Annotated in this window: 16 protein-coding genes; 13 read left to right on the top strand and 3 right to left on the bottom strand. The window is 73.1% G+C overall.

What is annotated here, in order from left to right; translation table 11 throughout:
• Positions 1 to 41: 41 nt before the first annotated feature.
• From ACH436_RS05125 to ACH436_RS05095, 7 genes are all read left to right on the top strand, one after another.
• A complete protein-coding gene (locus tag ACH436_RS05125) occupies positions 42 to 611 on the top strand; it encodes an alpha/beta hydrolase family protein (RefSeq protein ID WP_430559074.1) in 570 nt (189 codons plus the stop codon).
• Between the two features lie 118 nt (positions 612 to 729).
• Positions 730 to 2,133 (top strand): ABC transporter substrate-binding protein, encoded by a 1,404-nt coding sequence (locus ACH436_RS05120; protein WP_430559073.1) that lies wholly within the window; start codon positions 730 to 732, stop codon positions 2,131 to 2,133.
• Between the two features lie 74 nt (positions 2,134 to 2,207).
• A complete protein-coding gene (locus ACH436_RS05115; RefSeq protein ID WP_430559072.1) occupies positions 2,208 to 3,191 on the top strand; it encodes a carbohydrate ABC transporter permease in 984 nt (327 codons plus the stop codon).
• 5 nt (positions 3,192 to 3,196) lie between these two features.
• A complete protein-coding gene (locus ACH436_RS05110) occupies positions 3,197 to 4,138 on the top strand; it encodes a carbohydrate ABC transporter permease (RefSeq protein ID WP_430559071.1) in 942 nt (313 codons plus the stop codon).
• A 5-nt stretch (positions 4,139 to 4,143) separates the two neighbouring features.
• Positions 4,144 to 7,344, top strand: coding sequence for a sugar-binding protein (locus tag ACH436_RS05105; protein ID WP_430559070.1), 3,201 nt, complete (start codon positions 4,144 to 4,146; stop codon positions 7,342 to 7,344).
• A gap of 80 nt (positions 7,345 to 7,424) precedes the next feature.
• On the top strand, positions 7,425 to 8,828 hold the full coding sequence (locus tag ACH436_RS05100; RefSeq protein ID WP_430559069.1) for a Gfo/Idh/MocA family protein: 1,404 nt from the start codon (positions 7,425 to 7,427) through the stop codon (positions 8,826 to 8,828).
• 9 nt (positions 8,829 to 8,837) lie between these two features.
• Positions 8,838 to 9,833 carry a LacI family DNA-binding transcriptional regulator gene (locus ACH436_RS05095; RefSeq protein ID WP_430559068.1) on the top strand — a complete coding sequence of 332 codons (996 nt, stop codon included), beginning with the start codon at positions 8,838 to 8,840 and terminating at the stop codon, positions 9,831 to 9,833.
• A 33-nt stretch (positions 9,834 to 9,866) separates the two neighbouring features.
• Here the strand turns inward: ACH436_RS05095 and ppsA are convergent, their stop codons facing one another.
• The 3 genes from ppsA to ACH436_RS05080 form a co-directional block, all read right to left on the bottom strand.
• Entirely contained in the window at positions 9,867 to 12,266 is a 2,400-nt protein-coding gene (gene ppsA, locus ACH436_RS05090; RefSeq protein WP_430559067.1) for a phosphoenolpyruvate synthase, read from the bottom strand.
• A gap of 25 nt (positions 12,267 to 12,291) precedes the next feature.
• The gene (locus ACH436_RS05085) at positions 12,292 to 13,143 is read right to left on the bottom strand and encodes a pyruvate, water dikinase regulatory protein (protein WP_430559066.1); all 852 of its coding nucleotides are present in this window, start codon (positions 13,141 to 13,143) and stop codon (positions 12,292 to 12,294) included.
• A 216-nt stretch (positions 13,144 to 13,359) separates the two neighbouring features.
• Positions 13,360 to 14,346: a LacI family DNA-binding transcriptional regulator gene (locus tag ACH436_RS05080; RefSeq protein WP_430559065.1), complete on the bottom strand. Its 987-nt coding sequence runs from the start codon at positions 14,344 to 14,346 to the stop codon at positions 13,360 to 13,362.
• A 288-nt stretch (positions 14,347 to 14,634) separates the two neighbouring features.
• On the opposite strand from ACH436_RS05080, the gene ACH436_RS05075 reads away from it, so the two are divergent.
• The 6 genes from ACH436_RS05075 (at position 14,635) to ACH436_RS05050 (ending at position 24,877) form a co-directional block, all read left to right on the top strand.
• Entirely contained in the window at positions 14,635 to 15,474 is an 840-nt protein-coding gene (locus ACH436_RS05075) for a carbohydrate ABC transporter permease (protein WP_430559160.1), read from the top strand.
• 3 nt (positions 15,475 to 15,477) lie between these two features.
• On the top strand, positions 15,478 to 16,392 hold the full coding sequence (locus tag ACH436_RS05070) for a carbohydrate ABC transporter permease (protein ID WP_430559064.1): 915 nt from the start codon (positions 15,478 to 15,480) through the stop codon (positions 16,390 to 16,392).
• A 46-nt stretch (positions 16,393 to 16,438) separates the two neighbouring features.
• Positions 16,439 to 17,785 (top strand): ABC transporter substrate-binding protein, encoded by a 1,347-nt coding sequence (locus tag ACH436_RS05065; RefSeq protein ID WP_430559063.1) that lies wholly within the window; start codon positions 16,439 to 16,441, stop codon positions 17,783 to 17,785.
• Positions 17,786 to 17,892: 107 nt separating this feature from the next.
• Positions 17,893 to 19,686, top strand: a complete 1,794-nt coding sequence (locus ACH436_RS05060; protein ID WP_430559062.1) for a beta-galactosidase family protein — start codon at positions 17,893 to 17,895, stop codon at positions 19,684 to 19,686.
• 111 nt (positions 19,687 to 19,797) lie between these two features.
• Complete coding sequence (locus ACH436_RS05055; protein WP_430559061.1) at positions 19,798 to 23,076, top strand: RICIN domain-containing protein; 3,279 nt, start codon at positions 19,798 to 19,800, stop codon at positions 23,074 to 23,076.
• A gap of 136 nt (positions 23,077 to 23,212) precedes the next feature.
• Positions 23,213 to 24,877 carry an FAD-dependent oxidoreductase gene (locus ACH436_RS05050; RefSeq protein WP_430559060.1) on the top strand — a complete coding sequence of 555 codons (1,665 nt, stop codon included), beginning with the start codon at positions 23,213 to 23,215 and terminating at the stop codon, positions 24,875 to 24,877.
• The last annotated feature ends 40 nt before the right edge of the window (positions 24,878 to 24,917 follow it).

Below are 24,917 nucleotides of genomic sequence, written 5' to 3'. Positions count from 1 at the left end.
GTGGGGGCTACCGCACGCACGCTTCACACGAGGCGGAGCCGGTGGCGGCATGGCTGCAGGGCATCGGGCTGCAGGCCAGCGTGCTGCGGTACCCGCTCAACAGTGCACACCCGACGGCGCACCTGGCGATCTCGGCTCAGGTCGCCAAGCTCCGGTCGGAAGGCGTCGATCGGGTGCTGCTCGTGGGCTTCTCCGCCGGAGGGCATGCCGCGGGACTGGCCGCGCTGGCGCCCCCGAGCCCGTCGTCCCGCGTCGACGGTGCGGTGCTGGGGTACCCCGTCGTGACGCTCCAGCGGCACGTGCACCGCGACTCTGCCAGCGTGCTGCTCGGAGAGAGCGACACCCCGGAGCGGCGTGCCGCGCTGTCGCTCGACGCGCTGGTGACCCCCGAGGCGCCCCCCTTCTTCGTCTTTCACTCCTTCGACGACCCGAAGGTTCCGGCCGAGCACTCGCTGCTGCTGTCGTCGGCGCTGGCCGCCGCCGACGTGCCGCACGAGCTGCACCTGTACCCGGTGGGCGGCCATGGCTGCGGGCTGGACCCGGACTGGGTCGGCTGGACGCGGGCGTGCGAGGCGTGGCTCGCCCGCGAGGGCTGGACGGCCGCGGGCTGAGGATCTCCGAGAGATCAGGGGGTTGACAGTCCTGCGACCCGCGGGCACGCTGTGGGAACGAGCAGTGAAACCGGTTTTATGCGACCGGGTCCCAGGAGTTCTACGAAGGAGTAGAGGCATGTCAGAGCGTCGTTGGAGCCGCGTCGGCGGGATGGTCTCGAGCGTCGCGCTCGTGGGCCTCATGGTGAGCGGGTGCTCGGACGGGGCGGCGCCCCAGACGGGGACGCAGGCCGCGGCCACGTGCGACCCCGACGCCGACGTGACAATCACCGTGGGGGAGCGGCCGACCTCGGACCAGGCGGCCACGCTGGAGGCCTGGGAGGACGCGATCGCCGCGTTCGAGGAGCTGCACCCGAACATCACCATCGAGGACGAGGAGACGAAGTACGACGTCTCCACCTTCTCCGCCCTGCTCGTGGGCGGGACCCTGCCGACCACCCTGCAGGTGCCCTTCACCGACATCCAGTCGCTCATCGAGCGCGGGCAGGCCGCCGACATCACGTCGAACGTCGAGAACGACGACGTGCTGAGCCAGCTCAACCCGCAGCTGACGTCGGTCACGCAGGACGCCGACGGGCACACCCACGGCGTGGTCCGCGCCGCGTACACCATGGGCCTCGTCTACGACCGGGCGCTGTTCTCCAAGGCGGGCCTGGACCCCGACGCGCCTCCGGCGACGTGGGACGAGGTGCGCGACGCCGCCGCGACGATCTCCGAGAAGACCGGTGAGGCAGGCTTCATCATCCCCACCACCGGCAACGTGGGCGGCTGGCTCCTGACGTCGATGGCGTACTCGAACGGCGACGTCGCGGAGGAGGGCACCGGCGACGCCACCACGGTCACGCTGGACACCCCCGGGATGCGCGACAGCCTGCAGCTCCTGCACGACGTGCGGTGGGACCTCGACGCGGCGGGCGACGACTTCCTGCACGACAACAACACGATCCGCGACGACCTCGCGGCCGGCGCCGTCGGGCAGAGCCTCAACGGGGCGAACCTCTACAACAGCGTGGTCATCGCCCGCGGGATGCCCGCCGAGGACTTCGGGCTCGCGCCCTTCCCGGAGGGCGACGACGCCGTCGGCGTGCTCGGCGGCGGCAACATCCAGTGGTTCAACCCGAAGGCGACGCCCGACCAGGTCTGCGCGGCGCTCGAGTGGACGAAGTACTACTTCCTCGACCGGTACGTCGACGAGGAGGCCGCGGTCACGTGGGCGAAGTCGCAGGTGGCCGACGACCTGCCGGTGGGGCTGCCCGAGGTGCCCGTGGTCTCGGCGGAGCAGTACGAGACCTACCTCGGCTGGATCGAGCCGTACGTCAACGTGCCGCGCGAGAACTACCAGGCGTACATCGACAGCCTGCCGGACGCGACGATCGTGCCTGAGCCCGCGGTCAAGGCGCAGGAGCTGTACGCGGCGCTCGACCCGGTGGTCCAGGCGGTCCTCACCCGCGAGGACGCCGACGCCGCCGAGCTGCTGCGGTCGGCCCAGTCCCAGGTCCAGGACCTCGTCGACGCCGGCTGAGCCGCGTCCCGGGGTGCGCCCGTGCGCACCCCGGGACCGCGCCGCGCCCGACCCCCCCGAAGATGGAGAAGCCCGTGACCGTCACCGCCCCGCCCGCCGCCGACGCCTCGGCCGCGTCGCAGCGTGCGGCGACCGCGCCGCAGCGCGCGGCCCGCCGCCGCGGGTCCCCGCTCGTCACGCTCACCCGGTGGGCGCGCGGCGGAGGGCCCGCCACCCTCCTGATGTTCGTGCCGCTGCTGCTCGCCTTCGGCTACTTCGCCTGGTGGCCGATCGTGCAGAGCCTGGTCCTCGCGTTCCAGCACACGGACCTCATCACCGAGCCCACCTGGGTCGGGCTGAGCAACTTCCAGCGCGTCCTCGCCGACCCGCTGCTGTGGACCGCGCTCGGGAACACCGCGTGGTTCGCGGTGCTCGCCCTGGTCATCGGCTTCCCGCTGCCCATCCTCATGGCGGTGGTCATGGCCGAGCTGCGGCGCAGCCGGCAGATCTCCAGCGTGCTCGCGTACCTGCCGGTGATCATCCCGCCGGTGGTGAGCGTGCTCCTGTGGAAGCAGTTCTACGACCCGTCCGAGACCGGCCTGTTCAACACCGTCCTCGGCTGGCTCGGCATCGCCCCGGTCGGCTGGCTCCAGGACCCGGGGCTGGCGATGCCGAGCATGGTCGTCCAGTCCACGTGGGCCACGGCGGGCACCGCCACGATCATCTACCTCGCCGCGCTGATGTCGATCCGCACGGAGCTGTACGACGCCGCCGAGGTCGACGGGGCGTCGATCCTGCAGCGCATGTGGCACGTCACCCTGCCGCAGCTGCGCAGCGTGATCCTCCTCATGCTGCTGCTGCAGGTCATCGGCACGATGCAGGTCTTCACGGAGCCGTTCGTCATGACGGGCGGCGGGCCGGAGAACCGGACCGTCACGCTGCTGATGCTCGTCTACAACTACGCCTTCCTGTCGGGCGACTTCGGCAAGGCGACCGCCCTCAGCCTGCTCCTCGCCGTCGCCCTCAGCCTCGTCTCCGCGGTCTACCTGCGGCTCACCCGGAAGTGGAGCGAATCGTGACCAGCGTGACGACCAGAGCGACGACCCCCGTACGCGTGACCGGCCGGCGCTCCCCGAAGGACGCCGACTCCGAGGAACGCTCCAACATCTCGACGCTCGACCGGTCGCGCCGTTCCGTGCGCGTCGCGACGCGCGTGCTCACCGTGCTCCTCGTCGCGGCCCTGTGCGTGGTGGCCCTCGGGCCGCTGCTGTGGCTGTTCAAGTCGGCGCTGTCCACGAGCCAGGACATCCTGCGCGAGCCGTTCGCCTGGTGGCCCAGCGGCATCCAGTGGCACAACCTCGCCGACGCGTGGACGCAGATCCACGTGGGGCAGTACCTGCTCAACACGGTCTGGATGGCGGCGGGCTGCTGGTTCTTCGGCCTCCTCGTGGCGCTCACCGGCGGCTACGGCATCGCGGTGCTGCGGCCCCGGTACGCCAAGGCCGTGAACGCCGCGGTGCTGGCGACCCTCTTCATCCCCGGCGTCGTCTCCCTCATCTCCCTGTACGTCACGGTGCTCGACGTGCCTCTGCTGCGCGTCAACCTCGTCAACACGTTCTGGGCGGTGTGGCTGCCGACGTCGGCCAGCGCCTTCAACGTGCTGCTCGTGGCCCGGTTCTTCGACCGGCTGCCCCGCGACGTCTTCGAGGCCGCCAGGATCGACGGCGCCGGGGTGTTCCGCGTCTTCTGGTCGATCGTGCTGCCCCTGTCGCGGCCCGTCGTCGGGGTGGTCTCGCTGCTGACGATCGTGGCGTCGTGGAAGGAGTTCCTCTGGCCGCTGCTGGTCCTGCCCTCGCCGGACCTGCAGCCCCTGTCGGTCGGGCTCTTCCGCGTGAGCGAGACGGCTCCGACGCACCTGCTGATGGCGGGCATGTTCATCTCGGTGATCATCCCCGTGGTCCTGTTCGTGCTGTTCCAGCGCCAGTTCCTGCGGAGTGCCGGCCAGGCCGGCGCGGTGAAGGGGTGACGACGATGCCGACGACGATGCCGACGACGATGCCGACGACCCTGACGACACGACGGCCGCGGCGCGCCGTCCTCGCGCTCGCCGCCGCGCTGGCCGTGCTCGCCGGCGTGCTGGTGACTCCGCCTGCCCCCGCGGCGGCCGACCTCGCCGCGTCCGACTCGTTCGAGGGCTGGACCACGACCGTCTCGGGGAGCCCGGACTTCGTGGTCGCCGCGGACACCGCGGTGGCGCACGACGGCGCGACGTCGGCGCGGGTCGCCTTCGACTCGCCCGCCTCGAGCTCCTACGTCGACCTGCGGCAGAGCGTCCGCGCCAACGGTGGCGTCACCTACGACATGAGCGCGTGGGTGCGGACGGAGGACCTCTCGTCCGCGGGGGCGGCGTACGTCGTCCTCAGCAGCGACCACTCCCAGCGCGTCGAGCTCCCCGCGGGGACGAACGACTGGACCCGGCTGGAGTGGAGCGTCACCCAGCCCGCGGGGAGCATGACGTTCGTCGTGCGCTTCCTCGTCAAGGGCGCAGGCACGGTCTGGATCGACGACGTGCACATGGCCGTGGCCGGCGACGACGACAACCTGGTGGTCAACCCGTCGTTCGAGGAGCACGCCCCTCCGCCCGGCACCCTCGCGTTCGCCGACCCGGCCCTCGTGTACCGGGCGGGCGACGCGCACGTGGGCGTCCGCACGGTCGCGCAGAGCGTGGACTGGGAGCTCCGGGCGTCCTCGGGGCAGCGCGTCGACACGGGGACGGCGGCCGTGACGGACGGGGCGACGTCGATCGACCTGTCGGCGCTTCCCGCGGGCTACTACGGCCTCACCCTCTCGATCGCCGCGCCGGTCCCGCTCAGCAGGACCGGCACCCTCGCCGTCGTCGAGGAGCCGGACGCCGGGGGGTCGGCGGAGCACCCGGTGGGCGTCGCCGTGCACGTCAACCGGTACTCCGTGGAGCAGGTCGACGCGCTCATGGCGCCGCTGGGCGCCGGGACGATGCGCGAGGGGCCGTCGTGGGACACCGTCGAGACTGCGCCCGGGGTCTACGAGTTCCCCGCGCTCTTCGACGCGCAGGTCGCGGCGGCGAAGGCACGCGGCGAGCGGCCGCTGGTCATCCTCGCGTACTTCAGCCGGTGGTACGACGAGGGGAAGACGCCGAGCTCGCCCGAGGGCATCGCCGCCTACGCGCGGTACGCCGCGGCCGCCGCGGCGCACTACGGACCCGACGTCGACTACGAGATCTACAACGAGTTCAACCACACCTTCAACACGGGGGCCTGCGGGACGACCGCGGCCTGCTACCTGGACCTCCTCGCCCCCGCGGCCGACGCCATCCACGCCGCCGCACCCGGCGCGCGCGTCGTCGGCCCGGTCACTGCCGGGGCGCGGTGGGACTTCATGGAGGACCTGTTCGCCCTCGGCGGCCTCGACCACCTCGACGCCGTCAGCTACCACACGTACGACTTCCCGGTCGCCCCCGAGGGGCGCACGGAGGCGGGCGTCGCGACGCTGCGCGCCCTCGTCGACGAGTACGCGCCCGGGCGGGACATCCCCATCTGGCTCAGCGAGCACGGCTGGACCACGACGACCGGCGGCACCACCGAGCAGCAGCAGGCGGCCTACCTCGTGCGCTCGGCCGCGCTGCTGCAGGCGGCGGGCGTCGAACGGGTCGTGTACTACGAGCTCATCGACTCGGGGGCGAACCGCGCGGAGCCGGAGCACAACTTCGGCCTCGCCCGGCGGCCGGCCGCGGGCGCCACCGCCCTGACGCCCAAGCCGGCGTACCCGGCGCTCGCGACGTTCAACCGGCTCACGGCGGGCCGCACGCTCACGACCCTGCAGAGGCTGGACGGTGCGATCGCGGCCGACTTCGCCGACGCCGCGGGCCACGTCGTGCGCATGGTCTGGGCGGCGGACGGGCCGGTGACGGTCGCGGTCGGGACGGGCGCGTCGGCGCGCGTGGTGCGCGGCGACGGGCGGTCGTGGCGGGCGCGGCCGGACGGCACGCTGCAGCTCACGGTCGGCGGCGACCCTGTCTACGTGTCCGGCGCCGTGGGGGCCGCGACGGTGGTGGCCGACGCCGCCGTGCAGGTCGGCACGCCCGACGAGGTCGCGCTCGGCCAGGGCGCGGACGTCCCGGTGAGCGTCGACCGGGCGGCCCTGGGCGTGCCGGGCGACGTCAGCGTGGTCGGCCCGGTGGGCGGCGGGATCACCCTCGGCGGTTCCGGCACCGAGGCGCAGGGCGTGCTGGCCCTGGAGCCGCTGCGCGAGGCCGGCGAGCACCCGGTGTCGTACTCGGTGCGCAGCGGCGACGCGGTCGTCGCCCTCGTCGACGACACCGTGGACGTCGTGCAGAACCCGCTGCTCTCCTTCGCGCCGTCGGCCGGCCGGCGGGGCGACGTCGGGCTCGCCCTCGACGTCGAGAACCTTCCCGGCGGTGACGCCGCCGCCGTCGACGACATCGCCTGGACGGTCGGGGACACGAGCGGCGCTCTGGCGCCCGTCACGGTGGACCCGGGAGCCACGGCGTCGACGGCGGTCGTCGGTGCGTCGCTCACCCCGTGGCAGCCGTACCCGTTCACCGTCACGGCGACCGCGGCGGGGGAACCGCGCCGGCTGACCGGGACCACGGCCGTCGCGCCGGTCGCCAAGGACCCGCACCGGGCGGTGAGCGTCGACTGGCGGGACCGGGGCACCTACGTCCCGATCAGCGGCTCGACGCCCGACGAGGACGACCTCGGGGGCACGTTCGCGCTCTCGTGGAGCGACCGCGGGCTCCGGCTGCGCGCCGCGGTGCGCGACGAGGACCATCGCGTCTCCGCCACGGCCGAAAGGCTCTGGGAGGGCGACTCCGTGCAGCTCGCCGTGGCGCGCGGGCTGCCGGGTGAGGACCCCGCGTCCCGCGTCGAGATCGGCCTCCACCCGGACGTCGACGGGCCGAGCGCCTACCGGTACACGGCACCGGTCGGGGCGGTCGACGACCTCACGCCCGCCGTGGCACGGCGCGACGGCACCACGACCTACGACGTCCTGGTGCCGTGGGACGAGCTGGGGATCGACCCCCGGGACGGCGTGTTCTCGTTCTCCGTCCTGGTCAACGACAACGACGGTGGCGTCCGCCAGGGCTTCCTCGAGTGGGGGAGCGGCATCGGGCCCTCCAAGGACTCGGGGCTCTTCGTCCCGGTCGTCCCCGTGCGCTCCGTGCCCCGGTCGTGACCGAGCCCCCGCCTCCCGTCCCGCTGACACGCCTCACCCATCGACAGGCCGGCCGACCGCCGGCCGAGAGGACCATCTCCATGACACGCACGACGACGACCCGCACCACGCGGTACGCGCTCATCGGCACGGGCGGGCGCGCCCAGCTGTACCTCACCGCGCTGGCCGGACCGTACGCCACGACCGCCGAGCTGGTCGCCTGGGGTGACACCAACCCGGGGCGGCTCGACTGGAACGAGCGACGCCTCGCGGAGGCGGGCCTCGCGGCGCCCGAGCGGATCGACCTCGCGGCCGTGGCCGCGCACGTGGCCCGCTCGCGCATCGACCGGGTGATCGTCACCGCCCCCGACCACGCCCACGCGGACCTCGTGGTCGCCGCCCTCGAGGGCGGCGCCGACGTCGTCGTCGAGAAGCCGCTGACGACCGACGCCGAGGGCGTACGGCGCATCGCGGACGCCGTCGAGCGCACGGGGCGCGACGTCGTCACGACGTTCAACTACCGGTACTCGCCCCGGAACGCGGCGCTCAAGCAGGTCGTCGCCGACGGCCGCATCGGCGAGGTCACGTCGGTGCACTTCGAGTGGCTCCTGGACACCTCCCACGGTGCGGACTACTTCCGCCGCTGGCACCGGCTCAAGGAGAGCTCGGGCGGCCTGCTGGTGCACAAGTCCTCCCACCACTTCGACCTCGTCAACTGGTGGCTCGCGGACGTCCCCGCGCGGGTGTACGCCAGCGGCGGGCTCCGCTTCTACGGTGCGGACAACGCCGCCCGCCGCGGCCTGGGTGCCCGTCCCGCCCGGGGCACCCACGACGGCGCGGACCGCGACCCGTTCGCGCTCGACCTGCGCGAGCACGACCTCCTGCGCGGCCTCTACCTCGAGCAGGAGGTGCACGACGGCTACCTGCGTGACCAGGACGTCTTCGGGCCCGGGATCGACATCGAGGACAACCTGTCCGTCGTCGTCGACTACGCCCGCGGGGCGACCATGACCTACGCGCTCAACGCCCACGCCCCGTGGGAGGGGTACACGGTGGCGCTCAACGGGACCAGGGGGCGGGCGGAGCTGTCCGTCGTCGAACGCGGCGCCGTCCTGGCCGACGGCGGGACACGGCCCGTGGACCCGACGGCCCACGGCGACACGGCCCCCGACGAGGGGCTGCGCCGCACCGGGGAGCGGCTCGTCGTGCAGGAGCACTTCGGCGTCGCGCACGAGGTCCCGGTGCCGCAGGTCGCCGGCGGGCACGGCGGCGCCGACGACGCCCTGCTGCGTGACGTCTTCCTCGGCGCGGCGGACGACGAGCTCGGCCGCGCCGCGTCCTGGCTCGACGGGGTGCGCGCGCTCGCCGTCGGGGTGGCGGGCAACGCGTCGCTGGCCAGCGGGCTCCCCGTCGACGTCCGTGACGTCGCCCTCGGCGCGGCGCAGCCCGCGCTCGACGCCCCGACCGTCGCCGCCGCTCCCCGGCGCGCGGCCCTCGCTGGATAGGATCCTCTGATGGCTACCCAACGTGCCGTGCGCCTCAGCGACGTGGCCGCGGTGGCGGGAGTCTCGAAGGCGACCGCGTCGAAGGCGCTCAACGACAGCCCCGTCGTGTCCCCGGCCACCAAGGCGCGCGTGCGGGAGGCGGCGGAACGGCTCGACTTCCGGCCCAACGCGCTCGCCCTGTCGTTCGCGTCGGGACGCAGCCGGACCGTCGGCCTGCTCACCCACCGCGCGACCGCGACCTTCTCGCGGCCCGTCGTCATGGGCGCGATCCTGCGGCTCGGGAGCAGGGAGCGTGCCGCGCTGGTGTTCGACGGCCGTATCGACGCCCACCGCGACATGACGGAGAGCGTCCGCACCCTGCAGGACCGGCGCATCGACGGGCTGCTCGTCGTCGGGTCCGGGTACGCCCGGGTCACCCCGTCGATCACCCACCAGTTCGAGGTCCCCGTCACCTATGCGTTCGCCGCGACCGACGACGCCGACGACAGTGTCTTCCTGCCCGACAACGAGCAGGCGGGCTACCTCGCCGGGCGGCACCTGGCCGAGCGGGGCCGCACCCGCATCGCGCACGTCACCGCCGAGGCCGACGACCTGGCCGTGCGGCGCCGCGAGGCCGGGTTCCGTCGCGCCCTCGACGAAGCGGGCCTGTCGCCCGTCGCGACGCTCCACGGGAGCTGGCGCCGCGAGTGGGGGGAGCAGGCGGTCCAGATCCTCGACGACGGCCCCCACCCGTACGACGCGGTCTTCTGCGGCAACGACCACATCGGCTTCGGCGTGCTCGACGCGCTCGAGGCCCGGGGCCGCGCCGTGCCCGAGGACGTGTCGGTCGTCGGCGTCGACAACTGGGAGGAGGTGGTGATCGACCAGAAGCTGCGCCGGCTCACGACCGTCGACCTCGACCTCATGGGCGTGGGCAGGGTCGCCGCCGACAACGTCATCGAGCCCGCCTCGCAGGGCGGCGAACGGTTCGTCGAGCCCCACCTCGTGCCTGGTCCGTCGACCTAGGGTCCCGACGCGAGCTCCTCGCCACGATCACGGTCAGGGCGTCGACGTCCGTTCCTTCTGCGCCAGGGCCAGCCACGTGCTGACGACGGTGTCGGGGTTGAGGGACACGGACTCGATGCCGCGGTCCACGAGCCACTGCGCGAGGTCGGCGTGGTCGGACGGGCCCTGCCCGCAGATGCCGACGTACTTGCCGTGCCGGCGGCAGGCGTCGATGGCCAGGCCCAGCAGCGCGAGGACCGCGCCGTCGCGCTCGTCGAAGGCGTGGGCGACCAGGGCGGAGTCGCGGTCGAGGCCCAGGGCGAGCTGGGTCATGTCGTTCGAGCCGATGGAGAACCCGTCGAAGTGCTGCAGGAAGTCGTCGGCGAGCAGGGCGTTGGACGGGATCTCGCACATCATCACGACCTGCAGGCCGTTCTCGCCGCGGCGCAGGCCGTTCTGGGCGAGCAGCTCGACGACGCCCTCGGCCTCGTCGAGGGTGCGCACGAACGGGACCATGACGCGGACGTTCGTCAGCCCCATGTCGTCGCGCACGCGGCGCAACGCCTCGCACTCCAGGTCGAAGCACTCCCGGAAGTCGGGGGAGAGGTACCGCGACGCGCCGCGGTAACCGATCATCGGGTTCTCCTCCTCGGGCTCGTACAGCGTGCCGCCGAGGAGGCCCGCGTACTCGTTGGACTTGAAGTCGCTCAGGCGCACGATGACGGGCTCGGGCGCGAACGCGGCGGCGATGGTCGAGACCCCCTCGGCGACCCGCTGCACGAAGAACTCCCGGGCGGAGTGGTACGCGCCCACCCGTCGGCGCACCTCCTCGCGCACGTCGTCAGGCAGCTCGGCCGACGGGTCGTCGAGGTCGATCAGGGCGCGCGGATGGATGCCGATCTGCCGGTTGATGATGAACTCGAGGCGGGCGAGGCCGACGCCGTGGTGCGGGAGCCGGGAGAAGGTGAAGGCCTGGTCCGGGGTGCCGACGTTCATCATGATCTTGACCGGGGGCTCGGGCATGGCGTCGAGCTCGGTGGTCTCCTCGTCGAAGTCGAGCAGGCCGTCGTACACGTGCCCCTCGTCGCCCTCCGCGCACGAGACCGTGACGTCGCGCCCGTCGACGAGCGTCCGGGTGGCCGAGCCGGTGCCCACGACGGCCGGGATGCCCAGCTCGCGCGCGATGATGGCGGCGTGGCAGGTGCGTCCGCCGCGGTCGGTGACGATCGCCGCGGCGCGCTTCATGATGGGCTCCCAGTCCGGGTCGGTCATGTCCGCGACGAGCACGTCCCCGGCGGCGAAGTCGTGCATCTGGTCGACCGATGCCAGCACGCGCACGCGCCCGGCCCCGATCTTCTGCCCGATCGCGCGCCCGTCGAGCAGGACGGTGCCGTGGCCGCGGAGCGTGTGCCGCCGGATGACGTTCGCCGACTCCCGCGAGACGACCGTCTCGGGGCGGGCCTGCAGGACGTAGAGCTGCCCGTCGACGCCGTCCTTGCCCCACTCGATGTCCATGGGGCGCCCGTAGTGGTCCTCGATCTCCAGGGCGATGCGGCCGAGCTCCGTGACCTCCGCGTCGGTGAGCGAGAAGCGAGCGCGCTCGGCGTCGTCGACGTCGGCGAAGACCGTGCTGCCGCCCACGTGCCGGCCGTCGGCGTACCGCATGGCGACCGCCTTCTCGCCGACGGAGCGCTTGAGGATCGCGGGGCGCCCGGCGCGCAGCGCGGGCTTGTAGAGGTAGAACTCGTCGGGGTTGACCGCGCCCTGCACCACGGCCTCGCCGAGCCCGTAGGAGCTGGTGACGAAGACGGCCTGGTCGAACCCGGACTCGGTGTCGACGGTGAACATGACGCCGGAGGCGCCGACGTCGGAGCGGACCATCCGCTGGACGCCGGCCGACAGGGCGACGTCGTGCTGGTCGAAGCCGTGGTGCGCGCGATACGCGATCGCCCGGTCGTTGTAGAGCGACGCGAAGACCGACCGCACCGCGTGCAGCACGTTCTCGATCCCGCCGATGTTGAGGAAGGTCTCCTGCTGGCCGGCGAACGACGCGTCGGGCAGGTCCTCCGCGGTGGCGCTGGAGCGCACGGCCCACGTGACGCCCTCCGGGTCGGGGTCCGCGGCGACGAGCTTCGCGTACGCCGCGCGGAGGTCGGCCTCGACGTCGGGCGGGAACGGCTGCTCCTCCACCCAGCCGCGCACGGTCGACCCGACGCGCGCGAGCCCGGCGACGTCGTCGGTGTCCACGCCCTCGACCGCGGTCCGGATGCGCCCGGCGAGGCCGTCGTGCGCCAGGAAGCGGCGGTAGGCGTCGGCGGTGGTCGCGAACCCGCCGGGCACGCGGACGCCGGCACCGGCGAGCCGGGACACCATCTCCCCGAGGGAGGCGTTCTTGCCGCCGACCCGGGCCAGGTCGTCCATGCCGATCTCGTCGAACCAGAGGATGTTGGACATCGTCGTCCCTCTCGTGGGTGCTCGGTCAGTCGCGCAGCCTCATGGACTGCAGGATGACGGCGGACATCTCCTCGACGCTCTTGGTGGAGGAGTTCAGGAACGGCACGCGGTGGCGCCGGTAGAGGTCTTCGGCACGACGGAGCTCGAGCCGGCACTGGGCGAGGCTGGCGTACTGCGAGTGCGGGCGGCGCTCGTGGCGGACCTGGCTCAGCCGCAGGGGGGTGGTGGTGAGGCCGAAGCAGCGGGCGGCGTAGGGGGCGACGGCGGGCGGCAGGTCGTCGGACGGGAAGTCGTCCTCGGTCAGCGGGTAGTTCGCGACGAGGAGGCCGTGCTGCAGCGCGAGGTACATCGTCGTGGGCGTCTTGCCGCAGCGCGACGGCGCGATGATCACGACGTCGGCGAGGTCGAGCGCACGGTAGCTCTGCCCGTCGTCGTGCTCGATGGCGTACTCGACCGCGCGCATGCGCGCGAAGTAGCGCTCCAGGTCCCCGACCCCGTGGGACGGGACGAGCTGGTCGCTGGAGGGCGTGTCCAGGGCTCGTTCGAGCTCGACGAGGTGGCCGCCGAGCAGGTCGATCAGCACGGCCCGGGACCGGGCGAGCTCCTCGCGCACGGACGCCGTCCGCACCGTCGTGAACACGATCGGCCCGAGCCCGTCGGCCGCGGACCGGTCGATGGCGGCGACCAGGTCGCGGGCGCCGTCGGCGGTGTCGACGAACGGCACGGTGTGACGGCGGAACGTGACGGTCGGGAAGTTCACGAGCAGTGCGCCGCCCAGCGTCTCGGCGGTGATGCCGGTGCCGTCGGAGACGAAGTACACCGCGCGCTGGCTCGCGGGCGGCGCGCCCGCGCCGGTGGTCGTCCGGTCTGCCGTCATCGGTCGTCACCTCCGGAGCCAGGATCTCCTCGTTCGCGTCGTCCGGCCCGTCGGGCGCAGCGCGTGCCGTCCCGCCGCACCTTACGCCATGATGTGAATCCGCGTTAACTTCGGCGCCTGCGACCGCATCGCGGCACGACCGCCGTCGCCGCTGTGGCCGGGGGCGGTCCGCCGGTGCTGCCGCCTCGTGCTACCGCCTCGTGCTACCGCCTCGTCCTACCGCGGCGCGGGTCCCGTGCTCTCGCGCACGACGAGCCGCACGGGCACGGTCTCGTGCGTGCCGCTGAGGTCGACGTCGTCGCGCACCTGGCGCAGCAGGAGGTCGACCAGGCTGCTGCCGATGCGGGCGAAGTCCTGCTCCACCGTCGTGAGCGGCGGCCACAGGTGCTCGGCGAGCGTGATGCCGTCGAAGCCGACGACGGAGACGTCGTCCGGTACCCGGCGCCCCGCCTCGTGCAGGGCGTGCAGCACGCCGGCGGCGGTCTCGTCGTTGGCGCAGAACACGGCCGTCACGTCGGGGTCGGCGGCGAGCGCGCGGCCGACGGCGTACCCGGTCCGCGCGGTCCAGTCGCCGTGCAGGGGCTCGGGGACGGGCCGCCCGGCCGTCTCGAGCGTGGCGCGCCAGGCGTCGATGCGGCTGCGCGCCGGGAGCGAGTCGTCCGGGCCGGCCACGTGGTGCACGGTGCCGTGCCCGAGGTCGAGCAGGTGCTGCACGGCGAGCCTGGCGCCCTCGGTCTGGTCGGCGCGCACCGCCGGGTGCGTGCCGACGAACCGGGAGTCGGAGACGACGACGGGCAGCTGCGCCGGCAGGGCGAGCGTGTCGGGGGTCGCGGACTCGGCACGCACGATCACGAGACCGTCGATCGCCTGGTGGGAGAGCCGGGTGACCGCCGCCGACACGTCGTCGGGGGACGGGCTCTCGACGTCGACGATGGTGACGGTGTAGCCCTCCGCCCGGGCGGCCTCGACGACGGCCTCGACGGTGCGGGACTCGCCCGTGCGGGCGAGCTGGTGGGCGATGACGCCGAGGGTGCGGAAGCTGCCGTACCGCAGCGCGCGGGCGGCGGTGTTGGGCGCGTACCCGAGCTCCGCCATGGCGGCGAGCACGCGCTCGCGCGTCGCGGGCCTGACGTTGTCGAGGCCCATCGACACGCGGGAGACGGTCTGCGAGGACACGCCCGCGAGCGCCGCCACCTCGGCCATCGACGGTGCCGTCCGGGGGCGGCCCCGCCCTCGGGTCTGCGCGCCGGGTGCGCCGTTCGTCCCCACCGTCCCGCCTCTCGTGCGTCGTGGTGCCGACGCGATCCCGTCGTCGGCGGGGCTTGACATCCCTGCCGCCCCGCGACACTCTAATGCCGCCGGATGTTTACGTAAACATCCGCCCGTCCTCCTGGGAGTTGCTTCGTGACCGCAGACGCTCCGGCATCCTCGCCGCCCCTCGCGACCGCTGTGCCCGTCGTGCGCCGTAGTCGTCGGCGCTGGACGGGATGGATGTTCGTCGGCCCGTTCATGCTGGTGTTCGCGCTGGTGTTCCTGGCCCCGATCGCCTACTCGCTCTACCTGTCCGTGTTCCGCACGCAGATGGTGGGCGGCACCACGTTCGTCGGCCTCGAGAACTACGCGCAGGCGCTGCAGGACCCCCAGTTCTGGGAGGGTCTCGGCCGGGTCAGCCTGTTCCTCGTGGTGCAGGTGCCGATCATGCTCGGGATCGCGCTGCTCGTGGCCCTCGCGATCGACAGCGGCCGCCTGTACGGCAAGAGCTTCTTCCGCATCTCGATCTTCATGCCCTACGCGGTGCCGGCCGTGGTCGCGGCCCTCATGTGGGGCTTCATGTACGGCACGCGCTTCGGGCTGGTCGGCAACATCAACGACGCCTTCGGCGTCAGTCTGCCGAACCCCCTGTCGCCCGACCTCGTCCTGGCGTCGATCGGCAACATCGTGACCTGGGAGTTCGTCGGCTACAACATGCTGATCTTCTACTCGGCGCTGCGCGTCGTGCCGCACTCGCTGTACGAGGCGGCGGAGATCGACGGCGCGGGGCAGTGGCGCGTCATCGGGGCGATCAAGCTGCCGGCGATCCGTGGGGCGCTCGTGATCGCCACGATCTTCTCGATCATCGGCAGCTTCCAGCTCTTCAACGAGCCCAGCATCCTGCAGTCGCTCGCCCCGAACGCCATCACGACGTCGTACACCCCCAACCTGTACGCCTACTCGCTGTCGTTCTCCGGCCAGCAGTACAACTACTCCGCGACCGTGGCCATCATCATGGGCCTGATCACCATGGTGATCGCCTACGTGGTGCAGCTGCGCGGCATGCGCAAGGAGCCGTGACCCGTGTCGACGCTGACCGCCACCCCCGCCCGTCCCGCCGTGCGGCTGCGCACCCCGCGCCGCCACTCGGTGTCCCGCCCCCGCCGCAGCCCCCTGCTCACCGTGCTCACCGCCGTCGTGCTGGTGTACTCGCTGGTGCCGCTGGCGTGGCTGCTCATCAACGCCACCAAGACGCAGGAGGACCTGTTCTCCTCGTTCGGCCTGTGGTTCGGCGACTCGTTCTCGCTCTGGGACAACATCGTCACCACGCTGACCTACGACGACGGCGTCTTCGTGCGCTGGTTCGGCAACACGGTGCTGTACGTGGTGGTGGGCGCCGGCGGCGCGACGTTCCTCGCCATCCTCGGTGGCTACGCCCTGGCGAAGTTCGACTTCCCGGGCAAGCGCGGGGTGTTCGCCCTCGTCATCGGCGCCGTGGCCGTGCCCGGCACCGCGCTCGCGGTCCCCACGTTCCTCATGTTCAGCCAGCTCGGGCTGACGAACACGCCGTGGGCCGTGATCATCCCGTCGTTGATCTCGCCGTTCGGGCTGTACCTCATGTGGACCTTCGCGGCCGAGGCGATCCCGGGCGAGCTGCTCGAGGCCGCTCGGATCGACGGCGCGGGGGAGTTCCGGACGTTCTTCCGCGTGAGCCTGCCGCTGCTCGCGCCCGGCATCGTCACGGTGCTGCTGTTCACCATGGTCGCCACCTGGAACAACTACTTCCTGCCCCTGATCATGCTGCGCGACTCCTCCTGGTACCCGCTGACCCTCGGCCTCAACGCCTGGAACGCGCAGGCCGCCACCGCCGGCGGCGAGGCGATCTTCAACCTCGTGATCACCGGCGCCCTGCTGACGATCCTCCCGCTGGTCGCCGCCTTCCTGCTGCTCCAGCGCTACTGGCAGTCCGGCCTGGCCGCCGGGTCCGTCAAGGAATGACCCGTACCTCCCGCGTATCCCCGTCTGACGATGAAGTGAGGACCCCATGAACGCACGACCCCGCCACCTGGTGCGCGGCACCGCCCTCGCCGGCGTGCTGGCGCTCGGCCTGGCCGCCTGCGGCTCGGGCGACGACGGCGGCTCCGGCGGCGGCGGCGACGCCGCACCGGTCGACACCGCCGCCGTCCTCGACAAGGGCGGCGAGATCACCGTCTGGGCGTGGGAGCCCACGCTCGAGGACGTCGTGAAGGACTTCGAGGAGGCGTACCCGAACGTCACGGTGAACCTGGAGAACGTCGGCACGTCCAACGACCAGTACACCGCGCTGCAGAACGCGATCGCGGCCGGCGACGGCGTGCCCGACGTCGCGCAGGTCGAGTACTTCGCGGTGCCGCAGTTCGCGATCTCCGAGGCGCTGACCGACCTCGGCCCGCTCGGCGCGGACGAGCTCGACGGCACGTTCAGCACCGGTCCGTGGAACTCCGTGCACAGCGGCGACGGCGTCTACGGCCTGCCGATGGACTCCGGCCCGATGGCCCTCTTCTACAACGAGGACGTCTTCGCCAAGTACGGCGTCGAGGTGCCGACCACGTGGGACGAGTACCTCGAGGCCGCCCGGACCATCCACGAGAAGGACCCGAAGGCGTACATCGCCAACGACATCGGCGACGCCGGCTTCACCACCAGCATGATCTGGCAGGCGGGCGGCCAGCCCTACCAGGTGGACGGCACCGACGTGACGATCGACCTCACCGGCGACGAGGGCACCCAGAAGTTCACCGAGGTGTGGCAGCAGCTCATCGACGAGGACCTGCTGGCCCCCGTCGGCTCGTGGAGCGACGAGTGGTACCAGGGCCTCGGCAACGGCACCATCGCCACGCTCACCATCGGCGCGTGGATGCCCGCCAACCTCGAGTCCGGCGTGCCGCAGGGCAAGGGCAAGTGGCGCGTGGCCGAGATGCCGCAGTGGGAGGCGGGGCAGCACGCCACGTCGGAGAACGGCGGCTCGTCGCTGACGGTCCCCGCCGCCAGCACGAACGCGGAGCTCGCGTACGCCTTCGTCGACTACGCCACGCACGGCGACGGGGTGCAGACCCGTCTCGACGGCGGTGCGTTCCCGGCCACGACCGCCGACCTCGAGTCGGAGGAGTTCCGCGGCACCGAGTCGGAGTACTTCGGCGGGCAGAAGATCAACGAGGTGCTCGCCGACTCCGCGGCGAACGTCGTCGAGGGGTGGCAGTACCTGCCGTTCCAGGTCTACGCGAACTCGATCTTCAACGACACGGTGGGCCAGGCCTACGTCTCCGGCACCACGCTGGACGACGGCCTCGCGACGTGGCAGGAGCAGTCCGCCACGTACGGCAACGGCCAGGGCTTCACCGTCAACAAGTAGTCCCGACCAGCGTCTCCGCCGGCCAGGCGCCCGCCCGGCTCCTGGCCGGCAGGGACGCTCGCGTCCCGCGCGACCCGCGCTCCTCGACCCGGAGAGGTTCCCGACCCATGCCCACGTTCGAGATCGGCGAGCGGGACTTCCTGCTCGACGGCCGCCCCTTCCAGGTGATCAGCGGTGCGCTGCACTACTTCCGCGTGCACCCCGACCAGTGGGCCGACCGGATCCGCAAGGCGCGGCTCATGGGCCTGAACACGATCGAGACGTACGTGCCGTGGAACTTCCACGCGCCGCAGCCGGACGAGTTCGACCTCACCGGCCGCCGCGACCTGGGCCGCTTCCTGGACCTGGTCGCCGCGGAAGGGCTGCACGCGATCGTGCGGCCCGGTCCGTACATCTGCGCGGAGTGGGACGGCGGCGGGCTGCCGGCGTGGCTGTTCGCCGACGGCCCCGACGGCCGGGGCACGGGGGTGCGCCGGCACGACCCGGCGTTCCTGGCGGCCATCGGCACCTACTACGGCCACCTGCTGCCGCTGGTCGCCGAGCGGCAGGTGACGCGCGGCGGCCCGGTGCTCATGGTGCAGGTGGAGAACGAGTACGGCGCCTACCCGGGCGTGCCGGCGGACGAGCGCGCCCGGTACCTCCGGGCGCTGGTCGACCTCACCCGGGCGCAGGGGATCGACGTGCCGCTGTTCACGTCCGACCAGGCCGACGACGAGCACCTGGCGCTCGGCGGGCTGCCCGAGCTGCACAGGACGGCGAACTTCGGCTCGCGCTCGCTGGAGCGCCTCGCCGTGCTGCGCCGGCACCAGCCCACCGGGCCGCTGATGTGCATGGAGTTCTGGGACGGCTGGTTCGACTCCTGGGGGCTGGAGCACCACGTCACCGCACCGGAGACCACCGCCGCGGACCTGGACGACCTGCTGGCCGCCGGCGCGTCGGTCAACCTCTACATGTTCCACGGCGGCACCAACCTCGGCCTGACCAGCGGCGCCAACGACAAGGGCACCTACCTGCCCATCACCACGTCGTACGACTACGACGCCCCCCTGTCCGAGCACGGTGCCCCGACGGCGAAGTTCCACGCGCTGCGCGCGGTGATCGCCAAGCACGCCCCGGTGCCCGACGAGGTGCCGCTCGAGCCGGGCCCGGCGCCCGAGCTCGACGTCGTCCTGGACCGGTCGGTGCCGCTCGACGGCGTCCTCGACGTCGTGGCCGGGCGGGCGTCCCGCACGTCGTCCGGACGGCCGCCGACGATGGACGACCTGCGTCAGTGGTCCGGCTTCGTCCTCTACGGCACGCGGGTCGACGCCGACGACGCGGTCCTCGTGGCGGACGAGGTGCGCGACCGGGCGCTCGTGGCCCTCGACGGCGACCCGGTGGGCGTGCTCGACCGCACCACGCACGCCCGGTCGGTGCCGCTGCCGCGCCGGGCGGGCACCCTGACCCTGCTGGTCGAGGACCGTGGCCGGGTGAACTACGGGCCGCGGATCGGCGAGCCCAAGGGGCTCGTCGGGACAGTGCGCACCGCGACCCGCGTGCTCACCGACTGGGAGGCGGCGCCCCTGCGGCTCGACCCCGCCCGCCTGCCCGAGGACGCGTGGCGCGCCGCGGGCGGCGACGCCGCGCCCGTCGCCGGGCCGTCGTTCCACCGCGGCACCTTCGACTCCGTGGCGGGCGCGGACCACTTCCTGCGGCTGGACGGCTGGACCCGCGGCCTGGTGTGGGTGAACGGCGAGCTGCTCGGCCGGTACTCCAGCCAGGTCCCGACCGGCACCTACTACGTGCCCGGTCCGCTGGTCCGCGCCGAGGGGAACGAGCTCGTGCTGCTCGAGCTGCACGGCGCCGCCGCGCCGCGCGCCCGGTTCGTCGCCGAGCCCGACCTCGGCCCCACGGAGGCCTGACCCGCCCGACCGGCCCGCCTCCCGGCCGGACAGACCGCACGGCACCACCAGACCGCACGACCCGTCGCACGACCCGACCCCCTCGCACCGACGCGAGAGAAAGGTTCACCGATGAGCCCGACGAGAAGGAACGCACGACGGCGGCAGGCCGTCGTCACCGGAGCGGCCTGCGCGCTGCTGGCGGCGGGGCTGGTCCCGGCCGCGGCGCAGCCCGCCACGGCGGCAGCGACCGGGGCGGCGGCCGACGCCGTGACCGTCCGCCCGGACCCGTCGTACGCGGGGGAGCCGTTCGAGGGCTGGGGCACCAGCCTGGTCTGGTTCGCCAACGCCACCGGCGGCTACCCCGACGAGATCCGCGACCGGCTGGCCGACATGGTGTTCGGCGACGAGGGGCTGAACCTCAACATCGCGCGCTACAACGTGGGCGGCGGCAACGCCCCCGACGTGCCCGACTACCTGCGCGCGGGCGGCGCCGTCGACGGCTGGTGGAAGGCGCCCGAGGGCACCACCCGCGAGGACGTGGACTGGTGGGACCCGGCGAACCCGGACCACTGGGACGCGGACGCCGACGCCACGCAGCGCTGGTGGGTGGACCGCATCAAGGACGACGTCACGCACTGGGAGGCGTTCAGCAACTCCCCGCCGTGGTTCATGACGGAGTCCGGGTACGTGTCGGGGAACTTCGACGCGAACGCCGACCAGCTCAAGACGGGGAGCGTCGACGACTTCGCGCAGTACCTCGTGGGCGCCGTCGAGCGCCTCGAGGACGCGCACGGGATCGACGTCGACACGATCGACCCGTTCAACGAGCCGAACACGAACTACTGGGGCACCCAGCTCGGCGCGGACGGCGACCCGACCGGCGGACGCCAGGAGGGCGCGCACATCGGCCCGGGGCTGCAGCAGCAGGTGATCCCGGCGCTCGCGGACGCCCTCGACGGCTCCGGCACCGGCGCGGTGATCTCGGCGATGGACGAGACCAACCCGGGTCGCTTCGCCACCAACTGGAACTCGTACCCGGACGCGGTGCGCGACCAGGTGTCGCAGCTCAACGTGCACACGTACGGCACGGGCCAGCGCACCACGGTCCGCGACATCGCCAAGGGCGAGGACAAGCCGCTGTGGATGAGCGAGGTCGGCGGCTCCTGGTCGAGCACCGGGCAGGACTTCGAGTCGATGGAGTCCGGCCTGGGCAGCGCGCACCAGATCGTCGACGACCTGCGCGAGCTGGAACCGTCGGCGTGGGTGTTCTGGCAGCCCGTGGAGGACTACGACAACATGGCGCCCGGCGGCGAGAGCCCCGAGGGCGGCAACTGGGGCGAGATCCAGCTCTCCTTCTCCTGCACCGAGGACGACACGCTCGCGACCTGCCCGATCTACACCAACACCAAGTACTGGGTCACCCAGAACTTCACGCACTACATCGCGCCCGGGGACCGGCTCGTCGGGGTGGACGACGCGAACAGCACAGCCGCGGTCTCGGCCGCGGGCGATGCCGCGACCGTCGTGCACGTCAACGACACGACGTCGGCCCGCGAGGTCACGCTCGACCTGTCGGGCTTCGCGACCACGGCGGGCGCCACGGCCACGCCGGTCACCACCAGCACCGACGGGTACCTCGTGGACGGCGAGCCCGTGGCCGTGCAGGACGCTGCGGCCACGCTGACCGTGCCGCCGGAGTCGGTGACGACGTTCGTGGTGGACGGTGTCTCGGGCGTGGCGGACGACGCGGCGCTGGCGCAGGACGGCCACGTCTTCCGGCTCGACGGCGTGCAGTCCGGCCGCTCGCTCGCGCCTGACGGCGACGTCCTGCAGATCGCGACCGACGACCCGGCCGCGGCCGAGCAGCTGTGGACGCTCCGCGACCTCGGCGCCCCCGAGGGGTCGGGCTCGCACCGCACGCGGTACGCCGTGACGAACGTGGCCACGGGGCAGCAGCTGGCCGTCAGCGACGACACCTCCGCGGTGCTCGCGGACGCCCCGTCCGACCCCGCCGACACGCCGGCCGCGGCGCGGTGGATCCTGTCCACCACCGGCGACGGCACGTACACGCTGGTCAACGCGGCCTCTCGGACCCTGCTCGAGGTGGGCGGCGAGGCCACGGGCGACGGCGCCCCCGTCGGCACCTACCGGGCGACGTCCGGCGCCAACCAGCGCTGGGCGGTGGCCGACGAGACCGTGCTCGGCACCGAGCCGGTGGACGTGTTCACCACGCCCGGCACCCGGCCGGTGCTCCCCGACGCGGTGACGCCCGTCTACCCGGACGGCGCGCGCGGCGAGCTGGCGGTGACGTGGGACGTGCCCGGCGACACGGCGTGGGCGCGGCCCGGGACCGTCGAGGTCCGCGGCACCGTGCAGGTCCCGGCCGGTGGCACGGTCGAGGCGACGGCCACCGTGCTGGTCGACACGCTCGAGCGGACCGAGACGGCTCGCGCGGAGGCCTACGCGGGCGAGGCGGCGGCGGAGGTCGGGCTGCCCGCCACGGTGACCGCCGTCGCCGCCGGGGGCGGCGAGGTGCAGCGCCCGGTGACCTGGGACGACGTCCCCCCGGGCGCGTTCGACGAGGGGGGCGTGGTCGAGCTGACCGGCGCCGCCGACGACGGCGCGGGCGGCACGCTGCCCGCCGCGGTGCGGGTGCTGGTCACCGCGCCGGGCGAGGCGAACGCCGCGCTGGCCGAGGGCACCACGGCCTCGGCCACGTACACCGAGCCCGGCTACCCGGCGTCGCGCGTCGTCAACGGCGACACCTCCGACAAGGGCTGGTCCAACTGGCGCTCCGACGCCAAGAACCCCGAGGACACGCTCACCGTGACGCTGCCCGGCGCGCGCGACGTCACCGGCGTCGTGACGCGGTTCTACCGGGACGGCTCGCACCGGAGCTGGGCCACCGGGGTCGCGGTCGAGGCGCGCGTCGACGGCGCCTGGCAGGCCGTCGGCGAGGCGTCGACCGACGACGGGACCCTGGTGGCCGAGGTCCCGGCGGACGTGCGCGCGGACGCGGTGCGCGTGGCCATGACGGCGCACCCGGACACGCACCTGGTCGTCAGCGAGGTCGAGGTGCTGGCGAAGGTGCCCGGCGAGGCCGCGCCGGTGTGGGGCGCGACGGCGACCTACGACGACGGGGACGTCGTCTTCCACGACGGCGGGCAGTTCGCCGCCACCTGGTGGACGCGCGGCAAGGAGCCGGGGGAGTCGGTGCGCGGGCCGTGGCAGGAGCTCGTCCGCGCCGGTGACGGCACCGCCGTGTGGACGCCGTCGCGGATCTTCGACGACGGCGACGTCGTGGTGCACGACGGCACGCGGTACGAGGCGCGGTGGTGGACGCGCGACCAGGAGCCCGGCGCGACGAAGCGCGGGCCGTGGGAGGTCGTCGGAGCCGCCGGCCGGTGACCACCGGCGGGCGTGACCACGGGCGGCCGGGACCTCGCAGGAGGTCCCGGCCGCCCGTCCGTTGACGCCCGACGCCGGGTGGGGGAGGATCGACGGCAACGAACCGGACAGGGTTGTCCGGATGAGAGGAGTCGTCATGTCCGGTCCTTCCGCGCAGGAGCTCGACCACACCTTCGACACCAGCTACGACGTCGTCGTGGTGGGCAGCGGTGCCGCCGGCTTCGCGACCGCCCTGGGCGCCGTGGACGCGGGGCTGAGCGTCCTGGTCGTCGAGAGCACGGAGAAGTGGGGCGGCAGCTCGGCGATGTCCGGGGGCGGGCTCTGGCTGCCCGACAACCCGCTGATGCAGCGCGACGGCGCGGGCGACTCGCGCGAGGAGGCGCTGGCCTACCTCGAGGAGACGGTCGGCGACGCGGGCCGGTCCGCGTCGCGGGAGCGCAAGGAAGCGTTCGTCGACGGGGTGGCCGACTTCGTGACGACCGCGGAGCGGTACGGGATGCGCTTCGCCCGGGGCAAGGACTACCCCGACTACTACCCGGAGCTCCCCGGCGGCAAGGTCGGACGCTCGATCGAGGTGGAACCGCTGGACTCCAAGCCGCTCGGGGACTGGTGGGGCACCCTGCGGTCCGCGATGCCGCTGCCCGCGAAGACGGACGACGTGTGGCTGCTGGGGCGTGCCTGGTCCACGCCGTCGGGCTTCGTGCGCGGCGCGCGGTTCGTGTTCCGCGCGCTCGGCGGGCTCGTCACCGGCAAGCGGCTGGTGGGCATCGGCAACGCCCTCATGACGTCCTTCGGGCGCGCGCTGCTCGTCGAGCGCGAGCTGCCGCTGTGGCTGTCCTCGCCGCTGGAGGACCTGGTGGTCGACGGCGGTCGCGTCGTGGGCGTCCGCGTGCGGCACGAGGGGCGCCTCGTGACGGTCGGGGCGAGGCGGGGCGTGATGCTCGCGGCCGGCGGCTTCGAGTCCAACCCGGACTGGCGGCAGAAGCACCACGGCATCGACGGGAACCCCTCGGGCAACCCGGGGAACGTGGGCCAGGTCATCGACGTCGCCCGCGAGGCCGGCGCCGCTCTGGAGCTCATGGACGACGCCTGGTGGGGCGCGTCGGTCGAGGCGCCCCCGGGCGGCGCCCCGGCGTTCATCGTGGGGGAGCGGTCGATGCCGTTCTCGATCATGGTGGACGCGAAGGGCGAGCGGTTCGCGAACGAGTCCGAGTCGTACGTCGACCTCGGGCACCACATGCTCGCGCACGACAAGGACGGCCCCTACTGGCTCATCTTCGACGCCCGCGCCACCCGCCGGTACCTGCAGACGTTCGCGCTGGACCCCCGCGCCGGCCGGGCGATGAAGGAGGCAGGGATCGTGCACAAGGCGGGCACCCTCGCCGAGCTGGCCGACGCGATCGGCGCCGACCCCGGGACGCTGCGCGCCACCGTGCAGCGGTTCAACGGGTACGCCCGCTCCGGGGTGGACGGCGACTTCGGCCGCGGTAACTCGGCCTACGACCGGTACTACTCCGACCCGCTCGTGCACCCGAACCCCAACCTCGGCCCGATCGAGAAGGGCCCGTTCGTCGCCTACCGGGTCGTGATCGGCGACCTGGGGACCAAGGGCGGCGTGGTCACCGACGCCGACGGCCGCGCCCTGCGGGAGGACGGGAGCGTGATCGCGGGGCTCTACGCGGCGGGCAACACGTCCGCGTCCGTCATGGGCCGCACGTACCCCGGGCCGGGGTCGACCATCGGGCCGGCATGCGTGTTCGGCATGCGGGCGGCGCGGCACATGGCGCGCGACGCCGGCTGAGCGCGTCACGTCCCGATCCCGGTCCTTCCTCGCGCGTCCA

This window comes from Isoptericola sp. NPDC019693 (genome assembly GCF_044389085.1).
In the GTDB taxonomy this organism is placed as follows: Bacteria; Actinomycetota; Actinomycetes; order Actinomycetales; family Cellulomonadaceae; genus Isoptericola.
This window is presented reverse-complemented; position numbering and strand designations above follow the sequence as displayed.